This window comes from Radicibacter daui (assembly GCA_030657355.1).
GTDB classification, from domain to species: domain Bacteria; phylum Pseudomonadota; class Alphaproteobacteria; order Radicibacterales; family Radicibacteraceae; genus Radicibacter; species Radicibacter daui.
On record CP131056.1, the window covers coordinates 2,929,945 to 2,944,507 of the forward strand.

16 protein-coding genes and 1 tRNA gene are annotated in these 14,563 nt (G+C 65.0%); 10 read left to right on the forward strand and 7 right to left on the reverse strand.

The annotated features are described in order from the left end of the window. Positions 1 to 426: 426 nt before the first annotated feature. From QTL98_RS13825 to QTL98_RS13840, 4 genes are all read left to right on the forward strand, one after another. Positions 427 to 723 carry a BufA1 family periplasmic bufferin-type metallophore gene (locus QTL98_RS13825; RefSeq protein ID WP_445679050.1) on the forward strand — a complete coding sequence of 99 codons (297 nt, stop codon included), beginning with the start codon at positions 427 to 429 and terminating at the stop codon, positions 721 to 723. Between the two features lie 205 nt (positions 724 to 928). Beyond that, a complete protein-coding gene (gene bufB, locus QTL98_RS13830; RefSeq protein ID WP_445679051.1) occupies positions 929 to 1,855 on the forward strand; it encodes an MNIO family bufferin maturase in 927 nt (308 codons plus the stop codon). After that, complete coding sequence (locus QTL98_RS13835; protein WP_445679052.1) at positions 1,845 to 2,624, forward strand: HvfC/BufC N-terminal domain-containing protein; 780 nt, start codon at positions 1,845 to 1,847, stop codon at positions 2,622 to 2,624. Before bufB ends, QTL98_RS13835 begins: the two co-directional genes overlap by 11 nt. Then, complete coding sequence (locus QTL98_RS13840; protein ID WP_445679053.1) at positions 2,621 to 3,133, forward strand: DoxX family protein; 513 nt, start codon at positions 2,621 to 2,623, stop codon at positions 3,131 to 3,133. Before QTL98_RS13835 ends, QTL98_RS13840 begins: the two co-directional genes overlap by 4 nt. 78 nt (positions 3,134 to 3,211) lie before the next feature. Here the strand turns inward: QTL98_RS13840 and gor are convergent, their stop codons facing one another. Beyond that, complete coding sequence (gene gor, locus QTL98_RS13845; RefSeq protein WP_445679054.1) at positions 3,212 to 4,591, reverse strand: glutathione-disulfide reductase; 1,380 nt, start codon at positions 4,589 to 4,591, stop codon at positions 3,212 to 3,214. A gap of 156 nt (positions 4,592 to 4,747) precedes the next feature. Further along, positions 4,748 to 4,921, reverse strand: coding sequence for a DUF1328 family protein (locus tag QTL98_RS13850; RefSeq protein ID WP_445679055.1), 174 nt, complete (start codon positions 4,919 to 4,921; stop codon positions 4,748 to 4,750). A 118-nt stretch (positions 4,922 to 5,039) separates the two neighbouring features. Between QTL98_RS13850 and QTL98_RS13855 the strand changes: the two genes are divergently transcribed. Next, positions 5,040 to 6,374 (forward strand): deoxyguanosinetriphosphate triphosphohydrolase, encoded by a 1,335-nt coding sequence (locus tag QTL98_RS13855; protein ID WP_445679056.1) that lies wholly within the window; start codon positions 5,040 to 5,042, stop codon positions 6,372 to 6,374. A 12-nt stretch (positions 6,375 to 6,386) separates the two neighbouring features. Here the strand turns inward: QTL98_RS13855 and QTL98_RS13860 are convergent, their stop codons facing one another. Together QTL98_RS13860 and QTL98_RS13865 are read right to left on the reverse strand one after the other, a co-directional pair. Next, positions 6,387 to 7,184, reverse strand: coding sequence for a hypothetical protein (locus tag QTL98_RS13860; protein WP_445679057.1), 798 nt, complete (start codon positions 7,182 to 7,184; stop codon positions 6,387 to 6,389). A 187-nt stretch (positions 7,185 to 7,371) separates the two neighbouring features. Continuing rightward, entirely contained in the window at positions 7,372 to 7,869 is a 498-nt protein-coding gene (locus tag QTL98_RS13865; RefSeq protein WP_445679058.1) for an Lrp/AsnC family transcriptional regulator, read from the reverse strand. 159 nt (positions 7,870 to 8,028) lie between these two features. Between QTL98_RS13865 and QTL98_RS13870 the strand changes: the two genes are divergently transcribed. From QTL98_RS13870 to QTL98_RS13880, 3 genes are all read left to right on the forward strand, one after another. Then, positions 8,029 to 8,415: an antibiotic biosynthesis monooxygenase gene (locus QTL98_RS13870; protein ID WP_445679059.1), complete on the forward strand. Its 387-nt coding sequence runs from the start codon at positions 8,029 to 8,031 to the stop codon at positions 8,413 to 8,415. Between the two features lie 114 nt (positions 8,416 to 8,529). Further along, a complete protein-coding gene (locus QTL98_RS13875) occupies positions 8,530 to 9,204 on the forward strand; it encodes an HAD family hydrolase (RefSeq protein WP_445679060.1) in 675 nt (224 codons plus the stop codon). Positions 9,205 to 9,320: 116 nt separating this feature from the next. Then, a tRNA-Val gene (locus tag QTL98_RS13880) sits at positions 9,321 to 9,395 on the forward strand. An 89-nt stretch (positions 9,396 to 9,484) separates the two neighbouring features. Here the strand turns inward: QTL98_RS13880 and QTL98_RS13885 are convergent. The 3 genes from QTL98_RS13885 to parA are packed head-to-tail and all read right to left on the reverse strand — an operon-like array spanning position 9,485 to position 11,772. Then, positions 9,485 to 10,249, reverse strand: a complete 765-nt coding sequence (locus QTL98_RS13885) for a thermonuclease family protein (RefSeq protein ID WP_445679061.1) — start codon at positions 10,247 to 10,249, stop codon at positions 9,485 to 9,487. A 40-nt stretch (positions 10,250 to 10,289) separates the two neighbouring features. Then, the gene (locus QTL98_RS13890) at positions 10,290 to 11,117 is read right to left on the reverse strand and encodes an SOS response-associated peptidase (RefSeq protein WP_445679062.1); all 828 of its coding nucleotides are present in this window, start codon (positions 11,115 to 11,117) and stop codon (positions 10,290 to 10,292) included. A gap of 4 nt (positions 11,118 to 11,121) precedes the next feature. Then, positions 11,122 to 11,772, reverse strand: a complete 651-nt coding sequence (gene parA / locus QTL98_RS13895; RefSeq protein WP_445679063.1) for a ParA family partition ATPase — start codon at positions 11,770 to 11,772, stop codon at positions 11,122 to 11,124. Between the two features lie 136 nt (positions 11,773 to 11,908). Here parA and QTL98_RS13900 point away from each other — a divergent pair, with 136 nt between their 5' ends. Beyond that, the gene (locus tag QTL98_RS13900; RefSeq protein WP_445679064.1) at positions 11,909 to 13,015 is read left to right on the forward strand and encodes an L-threonylcarbamoyladenylate synthase; all 1,107 of its coding nucleotides are present in this window, start codon (positions 11,909 to 11,911) and stop codon (positions 13,013 to 13,015) included. Continuing rightward, on the forward strand, positions 13,012 to 14,430 hold the full coding sequence (locus QTL98_RS13905; protein WP_445679065.1) for an FAD-binding oxidoreductase: 1,419 nt from the start codon (positions 13,012 to 13,014) through the stop codon (positions 14,428 to 14,430). Before QTL98_RS13900 ends, QTL98_RS13905 begins: the two co-directional genes overlap by 4 nt. Positions 14,431 to 14,563 lie beyond the last annotated feature (133 nt).

Here is a 14,563-nt window from a genome sequence, read left to right on the forward strand (position 1 = left end):
CTTCATTCCTTCGCTCGGGATGCCGCGTCGGCCCATATTTCAGCAGCCGGCGGCCGATACCCTCTTTAATCTGTTACCGGGACGCCCCGATGACATCCCCTGATCGCCCTTCACGCCGATTTTATCGGCCAAAGGGCTAGGAGTGATAGCTCCTTCGCCGGTACGAATCTATCAAAATCCCGGCCTCCGACGCAAAATCCGCAGCCAAATGCCAAGTGCCGCACACTCCTGCAAGAAGCCGTCCGATCCCGGCGCTAAATCGAGAAGCTCTCGCGGCTCATCAACTTCTGTTGATCCAAGGTGACTTCGGACGGCGGACAGGTCAGCCTATAACAGTCTCAGGCGATCCGCTCCGGCGCCGTCTCCCGCCTCACCAGGCAATGCTGCCGCGGGGGGCAACATTAAACGACAGGGACTTTGACCATCATGAGCAAGATGCAGGATCTCACCCGCCTTTCCCTCGCCGCTGCCATGGCCGGCGCCTTCTCGCTGGCGGTTGTTGCCACCACCACCGAAGCGCACGCCGCCGGCAAGGAAAAGTGTTACGGCATCTCCAAGGCCGGTGAAAACGACTGTGCCAACAATGCCGGAACCCACAGCTGCGCTGGCCAGTCCAAGGAAAACTTCTCCGGCGCCGACTGGAAGGCCGTAGATGCCGGCACCTGCGAAGGCATGCACGGCAAGCTGATGCCGTTCGATGGCATGAACACGATGATGAAGTAAGCACCGGCTTTTCCTCCCGGTACTTGCCGGCGAACCCGAAAGGGTCGCCGGACCGGCGCGGCCAGCCTTCCGCCAGAGCCACCCCCTCCCCCGCGACGTGCGGGAGGGTGGCCGCCCGGTCATCCAGGCCCTCCACGACAAGAATAACGGCCCAGGGTCAGCTATACTGGGCCAGACGATCCGAGGGCGATCCCAAGAGGTCAGCATGGCAGTTTCCGCTTCCCCGCCTTTCAAACGGGACCGCATCCCCGAGCGCGCCGGCATTGGCCTGCGCCACAGCCATGTAGATGATTTTCTGGACGGGTCGCCCGCGACCGGCTGGCTTGAAATCCATACCGAGAACTATCTCGGCGCCGGGGGTCCGCGCCTGCGGGCACTGGAAGATATTCGCGCGCGCTATCCGCTGAGCTGCCACGGCGTCGGCCTGTCGCTGGGATCGGCCGAAGGGCTGGACCCGGAAGCCATAACCCGCCGCAAGGCACTGATCGACCGGCTGGAGCCGGGCCTCGTCAGCGAGCATGTCGCCTGGTCAACCCAGGGCGGCGCCTATCTCAACGACCTGCTGCCGCTGCCTTATACGGAAGAGACGCTGGCCGTCATCTGCCGCAACATCGTGCAGTTCCAGGAAGCTCTCGGTCGCCGCATTCTGGTAGAAAACCCCTCCACCTACGTTGCCTTCGACCAGTCGACGATCCCCGAAGCCGAATTCATGGCCGAGATTGCGCTGCGTACCGGCTGCGGCCTGCTGCTGGACGTCAATAACGTGGAAGTGACCGGCCATAATCACGGGCTCGACACCGCGCGCTGGATCGACACCGTGCTGGATCGCGTGCCGGCCGGTACGGTTGGCGAAATCCACGTTGCCGGCCACTTCATCGCCGAGCTGCCGGAAGAAACCGTGCTGATCGACGATCACGGCTCGCCGGTAACGGATGCGGTCTGGCTGCTGCTGGAGCGCGCGCTCTCCCGCCTTGGGCCCACTCCCATTCTGGTAGAGTGGGATACCCGCATTCCCGAACTGCCGGTGCTGATGGCCGAGGCTGAAAAGGCCGAACGTATCATGCAGCGCGTCGCCTCGCGGGCTGCGCCAAGGGCCATGTCGGGGGCCGGAGCGATGCGCCATGCTGGCTGAGCTGCAGGCAGCCTTCGCCCGCACGCTGCTTTCCGCCGATACGCCGCAGGCCGAATGTGTCGGCGCCGGCGAAGGTTCCCGCGCCGATGCACGGCTTGCCATCTATCGCAACAATGTCATCGGCTCGCTGGCGGGCGTGCTGGCGGCGGCCTTTCCGCTGACACACAAGCTGATGGGCGAGGATAACTGGCTGGCGATGGCCGCCGATTTCATCCGCGCCCACCCGCCCCGTGAAGCCCATCTGCTGGTCTATGGCAGCGAGCTGCCGGCTTTTCTGGCGGCCGGGCTTTCCGAAGGCGGTCGCGATCCGGGTTTTCTGCCCGATCTTGCCCGACTGGAATGGGCGCGGGTGGAAGCCTATCACGCGGCCGACGGCGATCCTGTTCTGCCGGCCGTTCTCGCCGAACTGCCGCAGGACCGCCTTCCTGACCTCAAACTCGTGCCCCACCCCTCACTGCGCCTCATCACCAGCCGCTGGCCGGTCGAGGCCATCTGGCAGGCGGCGGCAGCCGGAGAGGATGTTCGCCCGCTGCTCGGCGCGGCCGGGCAGGCCCTGCTCGTCCTGCGCCCGGTGGCAAAGGTAGAGACGCGCCTGCTGTCGCCGGGAGAATTCACCTTCCTGCGCACGCTGGCCGATGGTCAGTCCCTCGGCGCCGCCGCCATGGCCGCGTTTGAGGCCGAAGCCGGCTTTGGCCTGCAGGAAGCGCTCGTCACTCACCTTGCCGGCGGGGTTTTCACCGGCTTTACCCTTGCGGAAGAAACTCCATGACCCTTGCCCGGCTTTCCGAGTGCCGTCATGCCACCACAGCCGCCGCGCTCTACCGCAAGGCCGCCGGCCTGCTGGAGACCTGCCTGACGCCTGTCGCGCTGCTGGTCGCCCGCCTGTGGCTGTTCGATGTGTTCTTCAGCGCCGGCCGGGCCCGCATTCTCAACTGGCAGGGGCAAATCTTCCTCTTTACCGACTATCACCCGCTGCCGCTGTTGCCGCCGGTGCTGTGGGCGGTGATGACGACAACGGGCGAACTTACCCTGTCCTGCCTCGCCTTCATCGGCCTTGCAGGGCGCTTTGCCGGCGCCGGCCTCCTGGCCATGACCATGGTCATCCAGTTCTATCTCGGCGTCTTCCTCCAGAGCGATCTGGCGGACAAGAGCGAGTTCTACCGGCCGGAGCATTATCTCTGGATGATCCTGGAGCTGTTCCTCATCGCGCGCGGCGCCGGCTTCTTCTCGGCCGACGAATTTCTGCGCCGCAAGGTGGTGCCGCACCTCGGCCTGTGAACCATCCATCCGGCAAAGAAAAACGGCGCCCGTTATGGGGCGCCGTTTTGTTTAGTAAGACCCTTTGGGCCAGCAGCCTTATTCCGCCGCCTTTGCTACTTCCGGGTCCGGCAGCTTGTCGCGCATCAGCACAAATTCTTCTGCCGTTGACGGATGCAGGGCAATGGTGCGGTCCAGCTGCTGCTTGGTGAGGCCGTTGACGACGGCAACGCCCAGCGTCTGGATGATTTCCGGCGCATCCGGGCCCACCATGTGGGCACCGAGCAGGCGCTGGCTTGCCCGGTCCACCACCAGCTTCATCAGGCAGCGCTCGTCACGCCCGGCCAGAATGTTGCGCATGGGGCGGAACTCGGTGCGATAGATATCGACCGCGCCATATTTCTCGCGCGCAGCTTCCTCGCCAAGGCCGACCACGCCAATCGGCGGAAGGGTGAAGACCGCATGCGGAATATTCTCGTGGCTGATCGCCATCGGGTTGCCGTGATACTCGGTTTCCACGAAGGCCCGCGCCTCGGCGATGGCAACCGGCGTCAGCGCCACGCGGTCGGTCACATCGCCCACGGCCCAGATGTTGGAAACGCTGGTACGGCTGAACTCGTCGACCGGCACGGCGCCTGCCTTGTCCGGCGTGATGCCGACAGCTTCAAGCCCGATACCATCGGTATTGGGTTTGCGGCCGGTCGCCGCCATCACCAGATCGGCCTCGAAAGTACGGCCATCGGCGGCATGCAACGTGTACCCGAAGGCGGTCTTTTCCAGCTTTGCCGGATGCACGCCGGAGACCTGCGTGATGCCGCGCTTGGAAAGCTCTTTGGTAATGAAGCCGCGCACGTCGCCGTCAAAACCGCGCAGCGGCAGGTCGGCGCGGTAAAGCTGCGTCACCTCGGCGCCAAGCCCCTTGAAGATGCCGGCGAATTCGCAGGCGATATAACCGCCGCCGACGATGAGGATGCGCCTCGGCAGGCTTTCCAGATGCAGCGCCTCGTTCGAGGTGATGAAATGTTCCTTGCCCTCGATATCCGGCACAACCGGGCGGCCGCCGGTGGCAATCAGGATGCGCTTTGTGGTGTAGCGCTTGCCGGCCACCTCGACGGTATGGGCATCGATGAGCTTGCCGCGCCCTTCGAACACATGAACACCGGCCCGCTCCAGCATGCCGATATAGATGCCGTTGAGCCGGTCGATTTCCTTGTCCTTGGCGGAGATCAGCTTTTCCCAGTCGAAGGAGACATTGTCGACCGACCAGCCATAACCGGCACTGTCGGTAATCGCGTCGCCGATCTGGGCGGAGTAGACGAGCAGCTTCTTGGGCACGCAGCCCCGGATCACGCAGGTGCCGCCAATGCGGTAATCCTCGCAGATGCCGACCTTGATGCCGGTAACCGCGGCGCGGCGGCTGGCGGCAACACCGCCGGAACCGGCACCGATGGTGAAGAGATCGAAATCATACTCGGTCATCAAAAAGCGCTCCTGCCCACGCAAGGGCGGCCCGCCGTCAGCGGCGGGCCGATCCCCTTTTTCCAATGGGCCAGACCATACAGTCTGGGAGCGCCCCTGTCAGGGTTCAAGCTCACATGCGGGCATGTGAGAAGCCGCTCACGCCGGGACCGCGCCTCAGACGGGCGGGCGACCGCGCAGCGCCTGGGCAAGCAGGCTGACGACCAGCAGCACCAGGAAGATGACGAAGAGCAGCTTGGCGATACTGGCGGACGCAGCGGCAATGCCGAAGAAGCCGAAGGCACCGGAAATGATCGCCAGGATGAAGAAGACAAGCGCCCAGTAAAGCATGATAAAGGATTCCTTCCTTCAGGTATCGTTGGCGGTTCGTTATCGTGGCGGCCATCGGACCACCGACGTTCTGTCAATAAAAACTTCGCCCCATACTCGAAGGTTCCTTATGCATACGATGGAATGGTCCCGGCTGCTTGATGCCTCCCGCCTGATGGAAGTACCGCGCCCGGAAGCAGAGGGCAGCAAGGCGCCGCTGCGCGACCCCGGCCGCACGCCGTTCCAGACCGACCTTGACCGCATCGTGTTTTCCTCGGCCTTCCGCCGCCTGCAGGACAAGACACAGGTGCATCCGCTGGCCGACAGCGACTATGTGCGCAAGCGCCTGACCCACAGCATCGAGGTCTCCTCCGTCGGCCGCTCCATCGCGACCGCCATCGGCGCCCATGTGCTGGAGAAAAATCCCGCGCTGGAGAAGCAGGTGCAGGCCGCCGATTTCGGCTATATCGTGCAGGCCGCTTGCCTTGCCCACGACATCGGCAACCCGCCCTTCGGCCATGGCGGCGAGGAAGCCCTGCAGGAGTGGTTTGCCCGCACACCCGAAGCCCTCGCCGGCCTCAGTGACCAGCAGCAGGCGGACTTCAAAAAGTTCGAGGGCAATGCCCAGGGCTTTCGCCTGCTCACCCGGCACGAGATGTACCGGGAAAAGGGTGGCTTGCGCCTCACCTACGCCACGCTCGGCGCCTTCACCAAATATCCGCGTGCCGCCGACCGCCTCAAGGACGGATATATCGGCGCCAAGAAACACGGCTTCTTCGAAAACGAGAACGGCTTCTTCGCCGAGGTTGCGGAGGCGCTGGGCCTCATCGAACGCGCGCCCGGCAGCTGGGCGCGTCACCCACTGGCCTTCGTCATGGAGGCGGCGGACGACATCTGTTACGGCGTCATCGACCTTGAGGACGGGTATCATCAGGGCATGCTCGGTTTTGCCGAGACACGCGACGCGCTGGATGCCATCGCCGGGGTCAGGAAGGATTATCTCGCCGACCTTGATGAGGTCGACATCATCCAGCGCCTGCGCGCAACCGCCATCAGCAAGCTGATCGAAGACGCGGTCGAGACCTTCCGCGCCAGCGAGCAGGAAATCCTTGAAGGCCGGTTTTCAACCGCTCTGGTCGAGGCCGGCAAATGGGCGGACGCCCACAAGGCACTCAGCATCCTTGCCCGCCGCCGCATCTTCGACAGCCGCGCCGTAATGGCGCGCGAGAGCGCCGGCTTTGCCGTCCTGCAAGGGCTGATGGATGCCTTCTGGCCGCTCGTGGCCCGCTGGGAAAAGGCCGGCTGGGACGGCAGCACTCTCAAGGGTGGCGCCCGGCGCCTGTGGACCCTCGCCGGCACACCGAAGGCGGCCAGTCGCTATGAGGCCCTGCTCTGCCTCACCGACCATATCTCCGGCCTCACCGACCGGGCAGCGCTGACACTCTACCAGCAGCTCAAGGGGATTTCGCTCTAAGGTCCGTCATCCTTACCATTTAAGGGTCTCTGCGCACTCTTGCCTCAGCTTGTCTCCCTTGCCGTCGGTGCGTCCGGCAATGTCCGAGCAGGACCGCAGGGCGAGCTTGAAAAGGAAATCAAAATCCTGGGGCTCGAGCCTGATGTCCCGGCGGGCCTGAGGCTCTCCGACCTCCCCGATCACCTTGATCAGATAGGCGTAAGCCTCATCCACCGATACGATCTCGACACCGGCATCCTGCGGCCGCGAGCGGGCGGTTGCCAGGGCGACACCCTCGGTCACCGAGCGATAGGTGGCAGCCATCTGATGCGCCTGCCTCAGCGCTGACCCTCCGGCCTTCAGAAAATGAAAGGCCAGAGAGATGTAGTTCTGCGAGAGCACATCGCCCTTGAGTTTACCCAGTTCCTCGTTCGACAACGACGCCACGGTGAGGTGATAAAGCCGGCTCTCCAGATGCGGCAGGCGGCTTTCAAACTCGGCCGGATAAGTCGCGCAGACTTTCGTCAAGGCCGCACAGTTCCCCGGCGGCTCGTCATAGGTCGCAAGCTTGTACATGTTGCGGATGTCCTCCGCTGTATCCGTAAGGCGCGAGACCAGCATTTCGGCATCCTGCGACTGGGCGCCCGAGGCTTGGGCGATACTGCCCAGCAGCGCCATCGCAATGGCCGCCCGGTAGACCTGAAGCTCTTTGGTCGGGGCGGAAAAGATATTGTTGGAGGTCGAGCCGACAACGCCGCCGCTCTGACGCAGCTCGGCATCGACGACGGAACACCCGGCAACAGAAACGCCGGACAGGGACAAAAAACCCACGGCAATTGCTGTTTTTACTGCTTTCCCCGTGACACCGCGACCGAGCCTCATCCACTTGCCTCCGTTTTGTTTTTCCAACAATTCGGAAAGTGGTGGAACGTCGCAACCTAGCTCTAATAGTGATTGTTCAGGTTTCGGCACCTATGGTCATCAAGGCTAACCATAAATGCATAACCCTTAGTGCATTTCACACAAGCGGCAGTGCCCCATCGCTCTTGATCCGCCGCAGGGAAAAGTTGGAGCGGATGTCGGCCACCATCGGCAAGGACAGGAGATGCTCGGCAAGCAGCCGCTCGTAAGCTGTCAGGTCAGCCACGACGATCTCGGCCAGAAAATCGGCGGTGCCGGAGACCATGTGGCAGGAGACGACCTCCGGCCTTGCCTCAAGCGCGGCCTGAAGTTCGGCAGCATTCTCGCGGGTGTGGCGCACGACCTTGATCTCGACAAAGACGGTAAGGCCGAGCCCGGTTGCCGGACGATCCAGCACCGCGCGGTAACTGCGGATCACCCCCTGCGCCTCCAGCCGTTTGACCCGGCGCAGGCACGGGGACGGCGAAAGGCCGACCCGCTCGGCAAGGTCGACATTGCTGAGCCGGCCGTCTTCCTGCAGCGCCTTCAGGATCCGGCGGTCGATGGCATCCAGCCCCTCGCGATATGATTCCATCGCGCTATCTACATTTGCCATTTCATGCCTTTGAATATCTTTCCAATTTAAATTTATGCCAAAATATAGCCACCCGTCAGCATAACTTCGCAAGGACATGCTCTACTCGGCCGCGAGATGATGAGTGCGGCGGCCGGGACCGGCCGCCCGCCCGAACTGACCGGACCGGAGACTTTCAAAATGATCTGCCGCCTGTGGCACGGCTGGACCGTGCCGGAAAATGCCGACGCCTATGAAAGCCTGATCCGGGAAACCATCTTCCCCGGCATCCGCGCCCGCAACATTCCCGGCCTTGAGCAGATGGAGCTTTTGAGAAGCGAGCCCATGGCAGATGCCGCCACCGGGGAGATCGAGGTCACCTTCATCACGCTCATGTATTTCAGCGGCTGGGACGCGGTTACCCGTTTTGCCGGACCGGCGCAGCCGACCGGCGCCGTGGTTCCGCCCGCCGCCCGCGCCGTGCTGAAACGCTTTGATAGAACCTCGGCCCATTTCGAGATCAAGGTGCAGAACTGGGGCCGCAAGCCGGGGCGTCGGCAGGGTATGCCGCTGGTCGCAAGCGTCTGAGGCAGACGGATAAAGGGCGGGCAAGGCAGCCATGCCGGCAGAAGCGGGTGACAGCGGCAGCCTGCCCGGTCCATTGTGGCGCCTTTCCTGCCCACACGCCTTGCCCGGACCTCTATGCGCTACGACACCATCCTGCTCGATCTTGACGGCACGCTCATCGACAGCGCGCCGGACATCTGCCGCGCCGCCAACCTGCTGCTGGCCGAACATGACCTGCCGGCGATCACGCTGGTGCAGGCCAAGAGCTTTATCGGCGATGGCGCGCCGCGGCTGATCGAACGGGCCTTTTCGGCGGCTGGCCGGCCGCTCGATCCGGCAAAGTTGCCGACGCTGACCGAACGCTTCATCGATCTTTATGAGACGCACGAGCCCGATGCCTCCTGCATCTTCCCCGGCGTGGTCGAAACGCTGGCGGCACTGGCGGCGAGCGGTGCAAAGCTCGGCCTTTGCACCAACAAGGCCCAGCGATCGACGGAAATGGTGGTCCGCACGCTCGGGCTCGACCGCTGGCTGGGCGCCGTGGTGGGTGGCGATGCGCTGCCGGTGCGCAAACCCCATGCCGGCCATGGCCGGGCGGTCATTGAAAAACTGGGCGGCGATATCGACCGTGCCGTGATGGTGGGCGACAGCCCCGCCGACATGGGCGTGGCACGGGATCTCGGCATTCCGTCGGTGGCGGTGAGCTATGGCTATCCGCGCATGCCGGTTTCTTCTCTCGGCGCCAACTTCGTGATCGACCGCTTCGACGAACTGCCGGCAACGCTGGAGCGGCTTGCGGCGGAAGCGTAAGGCCGGGAAAAAGGGCGCCGGAAAAAATCTCGAACGAAACGGTTGCACCCCCGCAGGCATGCCGCTATATACCGGCACGCGCCGCGCCGGGATGACCGGCAGGTGCCCCGAATGAAGGGCGATTAGCTCAGCGGGAGAGCACTCGCTTCACACGCGAGGGGTCACTGGTTCAATCCCAGTATCGCCCACCATTCCTTCAGAAAAGTATGGCCAGAACAAAAGGCACCGCCCCGGCGGTGCCTTTGTTGTTTCTGCCCTTCGCGCAGCCCAGCGACGGCCCTTACTGGCCGTAATCGTAAGCAACGCTCGGCGGCCCTGGATCGGCACTGGCGTTGGCATGGCGCCGGCTGCGGAAATTCCAGGGCGGCTCCACGCGCCCCGCCCACATGCCGCGCTGGTGGGCCTGCGCATCCGTCTGGATCTGGTCATAATTGCTGGTGACATAGGGTGAGGAAAACGCCCAGCCATAGGCCACCATGGCAGCAGAGATGTCGATATTGGCCTGCTGGCAGCGCCCGACCGTGTCCTCCCGGCTGTTGGTATATTGCAGGGCGCACATGACCTGCCGCCCCTGGATGACATGCGTCAGCGCATTCTTCGCCCATTCGCCGCAGGGATATTCCGCCCCCCGCTTGGAGCGGCAGAGCTGCTCCATCTCCGGCGCGTCGATGCCCCACAGGCTGATGGTGTAGGTAACGGTGGGGCTGACGGTGAGCTGAAGCTGATCGCCGCTGGTGGCAACCGCCGAACCCATCACACGCTGATACTGATCCGGCGTCAGCGGATTTTGCTGGGAAAGGGGCACACCCTGCTGCAAACCCCCGGGCGTGCCGAGAGCCGCCCCCGGAGCCGCATTCTGCCCGGCACCGCCGGCGCCCCCGTTCTGGGCACCATTCTGTCCTGCACCCGGCACTGGCTGCCCCGGCGGGGTCAGCAGCGGGGCCGGCACCTGCCCGCCCGTGGCCTGCGCAAGCGCTCCGCCCGCCAGCAGAAGGCCGGCGACGAGAACGGGCACAAAGCTCTGGGCAACAAGGCGACAGTTCAAGCGGTCCTGCCTTCCGGCTCTCTGGTGTGTCCCTGGCATTCTAGAACAGGCTCGCCTGCCGATCATCCCTGCCGTCGTCACCTTTGCGCCGACGCGGCACAGGCGAAGTGTCGCTCTCGGCAACAGGCGGTGCAAAACACTCCGGCCCTTCGCGCCCGGCGCTGTTTACGGTTCGGCCCACCGCTTGCCGGCTCAGGAACCCTTCCGCGCCCGGCCGCAGCAGGTGGGCAACCTCCTTGCGTCCCGCCGCGCCATCCAGCCAGAGAGCATAATTCTCCGGCGAAATGATGACCGGCAGACGGTCATGAATCTCCGCCATGTCGGCATTGGCCGTGGTGGTCAGCAGCGCGCAGGTCAGAAGCTCGGATCCGTCCGGCGCCTTGTAGTGCTCCCAGAGCCCGGCGATCATGAAGGGGCGGCGATCCTCAAAACTGCCGTTGAAGAAGAGCCAGGGCTGCTTGAAGCTGCCGCTTGCGCCGTTGCCGGCGCCTGTCGTCTGCCATTCATAAAAGCCGTCGACCGGCACAAGGCAGCGCCGCCGCTCCAGCGCGGCCCGGAAGGTGGGTTTTTCCGCCGCACTTTCCGAGCGGGCATTGATAGGGCGCGGGCCGCTCATCGGGTCCCGGCTCCAGGAAGGCACCAGCCCCCAGAGAAAATGCACCGTCCGTCGCACGCCGCTGCGCCCGCGTGCCACGGCGAGCACCGGTTGGGACGGGGCAATATTGTAACGCGGCGCAAGGGCCGAGAGGGCCGGATCGTCCAGCAGGGACGGCGTGTCGTCCACAATCTCTCCGGCCCCGGTCTCCACATCGGCGTAGGCGGCTTCCACCGCCTCGTGCGGGCGGGTCAGAACAAGGCGTCCACACATCGGCTCAGCGCCGCCTTTCCGGCAGGGCGGCCAGCCGCTGCGCAATCTCCGCGGCAAGGGCGGCGATTTCCTCGCGCGCCGTGCTGCGGCGGTTGCCATCCATCACGGTGAGCCCCTCCATCATGGCGGCGGCAAATCCGGTGCGGTTGCCAAGCTGGGCGGCGGCCACGGTAACGCCCAGCGCGGCAAGGCGCGCCGCCACCTCGTCCGCCACCCGGGCACGCGGCGGCACGCGGTTAAGCACGGCCAGCGCCGGCGTGCCCTCGCCGGCGGCAAGCTCCAGCGTCGGGCGGGTTGCCCACAAATCCATCGGGCTCGGCTGCACCGGCACGATCACCAGATCGGCATTGCGTACGGCAATGCGCGCTTCGGTCTCGGCATGCGGGGGGCTGTCCACCACCACCAGATCATATTGTCCGGCCAGGCTGCGCAGTTCCTTTTCCGCGCGCCAGCCGGCAACGGTGGAGAGATGGAGCATCGGCTCGGTGCCGGCCGGGCGCTCGCCATGCCACTGGCTGAGGCTCGCTTGCGGATCGATGTCGACGATCGCAACGCTTCTGCCGGCAACGGCCCAGGCCACCGCGAGATTGGCGGCAAGGGTCGTCTTGCCGGCGCCACCCTTCTGCTGGGCTATGGTCACGATGTGTCCTGCCATAGGCCGCCCTCTCCTGCCGGTTGAAACAGTGCCGCGTCGGTCCGTGCCTTCAACACTGCCCGCCGGGGCAGCAGGCTGGCAAGGGCGCGGTTTTGTTGACAAGCCGGGGGCGCCCCGCCGATACCCTGAATTCATCATGTCCCAGCGCGCGACCTCACCGGAAATCACAGCCCCCAACGCCACTTTCGAGCCCGGCGGCAGCAGCGCTTCGCCTTATGCTGGCGAAGCCGCCTTGCCGGCTGCCGACCAGCAGCTTCTGCCCCCGGACCGGGTGGAAGAGGCCGCCGCCGCCTTGCGCGCAGGCAAGCTCGTCGCCTTTGCGACCGAGACGGTCTATGGCCTTGGCGGCGATGCCACCAATGACAGCGCCGTCGCCGCGATCTTTGCCGCCAAGGGCCGTCCGAGCTTTAACCCGCTCATCGTTCATGTGCCGGACCGGGCTGCCGCAGAGCCGCTGGCCATCATGACGCCGCTCGCCCGCAAACTTGCCGATGCCTTCTGGCCCGGCCCGGTGACGCTGGTGCTGCCGCGCGCCGCCGATTGTCCGGCTTCACTGCTGGTTTCCGCCGGGCTCGACAGCATCGCCATCCGCGTGCCGGCCCACCCGCTCGCCCGCAAGCTGCTGCGGGCCGTCGGTCGCCCGATTGCCGCCCCCAGCGCCAACCGCTCCGGCAGCATCTCGCCGACCGAGGCCGCCCATGTGATCGAGAGCCTCGGCGCCAATGTGAACCATGTGCTGGATGGCGGCGCCTGCGCGGTCGGGCTTGAATCGACGGTGGTGGACTGCACCGGTGCCCATCCGGTGCTGCTGCGCCATGGCGGCCTTGCGCTGGAAACCCTTGCCCGCATTGTGCCGGACATTGTGGAGACCGATCCGGAGCAGCCCGATGCCCCCCGCTCCCCCGGCCAGCTGCTGAGCCACTACGCCCCGGAAAAACCGCTGCGGCTCCATGCCGGGTCGGTGCAGCCGGAAGAAGCGCTTCTGGCCTTCGGCCCCGATGTGCCGGAAGGAGCAGCGGCCGTGCTCAACCTTTCCGCCACCGGCGATCTGGTGGAGGCCGCGGCTCATCTCTTTGCCTTTCTGCGCCAGCTCGATGCCGGAGCGGGCACAGCGATTGCCGCCATGCCGATCCCGGAGACCGGCCTTGGCCGCGCCATCAACGACCGGCTGCGCCGCGCCGCCGCGCCGCGTGACCCGACGGGCCTGCTGGCGCGTGCCGCCAAGGCCGGCACCACACCATGAGCGACATCACCGCCGGACTGCTGGCTGAGCTTGCCGCGCTTCTTGGCCCGCGCGGGCTCCTGACGGAAGCGGGCGACAAGGCCCCTTATGAAGAAGAGATGCGCCGCCTCTTCAGCGGCAGCGCGCTCGCCATCGCCCGGCCCGCCAGCACCGAAGAGCTGGCCGCCACGGTCAAGGCCTGCCACGCGGTCGGCGTCGCCATGATCCCGCAGGGCGGCAATACCGGCCTTGTCGGCGGCAGCGTGCCGGATGGCAGCGGCAAACAACTCGTCATCAGCCTCGGCCGCATGAACCGCGTCCGTTCGGTGGATACGGAGGGGTACACCATGGTGGTGGAGGCCGGCTGCATCCTTGCCGATGTGCAGGCGGCGGCCGAAGCGGCCGGGCGGCTCTTCCCGCTATCGCTGGCGGCGCAGGCAAGCTGCCAGATCGGCGGCAATCTTTCCTCCAATGCCGGCGGCATCAATACGCTGCGCTATGGCAATACGCGCGATCTGGTGCTGGGCATCGAGGTGGTACTGCCGGATGGCAGCGTGCTCGACCTCATGAACGCGCTGCGCAAGAACAATACCGGTTATGACCTGAAGCACCTGTTTCTGGGCGGGGAAGGCACACTCGGCATCATCTCCGCCGCCGTGCTCAAGCTGTTTCCGGCACCGAAGCAGACAGCAACCGCCTTCATCGGTCTTTGCGATGCCGGCAAGGCCATTACACTGCTCTCCCGCCTGCGGGCCGCTTCCGGCGACAGCATCTCCGCCTTCGAGCTGATGGAACGGCCGGCGCTGGAGCTTTGCCTCGAGCATATTCCCGCCACCACCAACCCGCTTGCGGGCGTCCATGACTTCTATGTGCTGTGCGAGCTCACCTCCCCCGGCACCGCCTTTGATCTTTCCGCACTGCTGATGGGCGTGCTGGAGGAGGCGCTGGAGGAAGGGTTGGTGGAAGATGCCACCGTCGCCGCCTCGCTCGACCAGCGGACCCGCCTGTGGCACATCCGCGAACATATCCCGGAGGCCCAGCGCAAGGCGGGCGCCAGCATCAAGAACGATATTTCCGTGCCCGTGGCCGCCGTGCCCGCGCTGCTGGAGCGCGCCCGCGCTGCCGTGCTGGAGCGTATCCCCGATGCCCGGCCCATCGCTTTCGGCCATGCCGGCGATGGCAATATCCACTTCAACATCTCGGTTCCGCGCGGGGGCGACTCCAAGGCCTTTCTGCAGCGCTGGGACGAGATTACCGATGTAGTCGGCGATGTCGCGCTTGCCCTTGGTGGCAGCATCAGCGCCGAACATGGCATCGGCCGGCTGAAGCGCGACAAGCTCGCCAGCCTCAAATCTCCGGCAGAAATGCAGGTAATGCGCCGCATCAAGGCGGCGCTGGACCCTTCCGGGCTGATGAACCCCGGCGCCTTGCTCTGAAATCCTTCCGGATAGGGCCGGCGGCGACGTCGCCGTAAATTCACCTTTTTGAAAGGTTTGAATTCCATCGTTTGAAGTTGCGCCTGTTTATCAGGAAGCTAGCAGGTAGTGATTCTCTTCAACCCGGAATGGG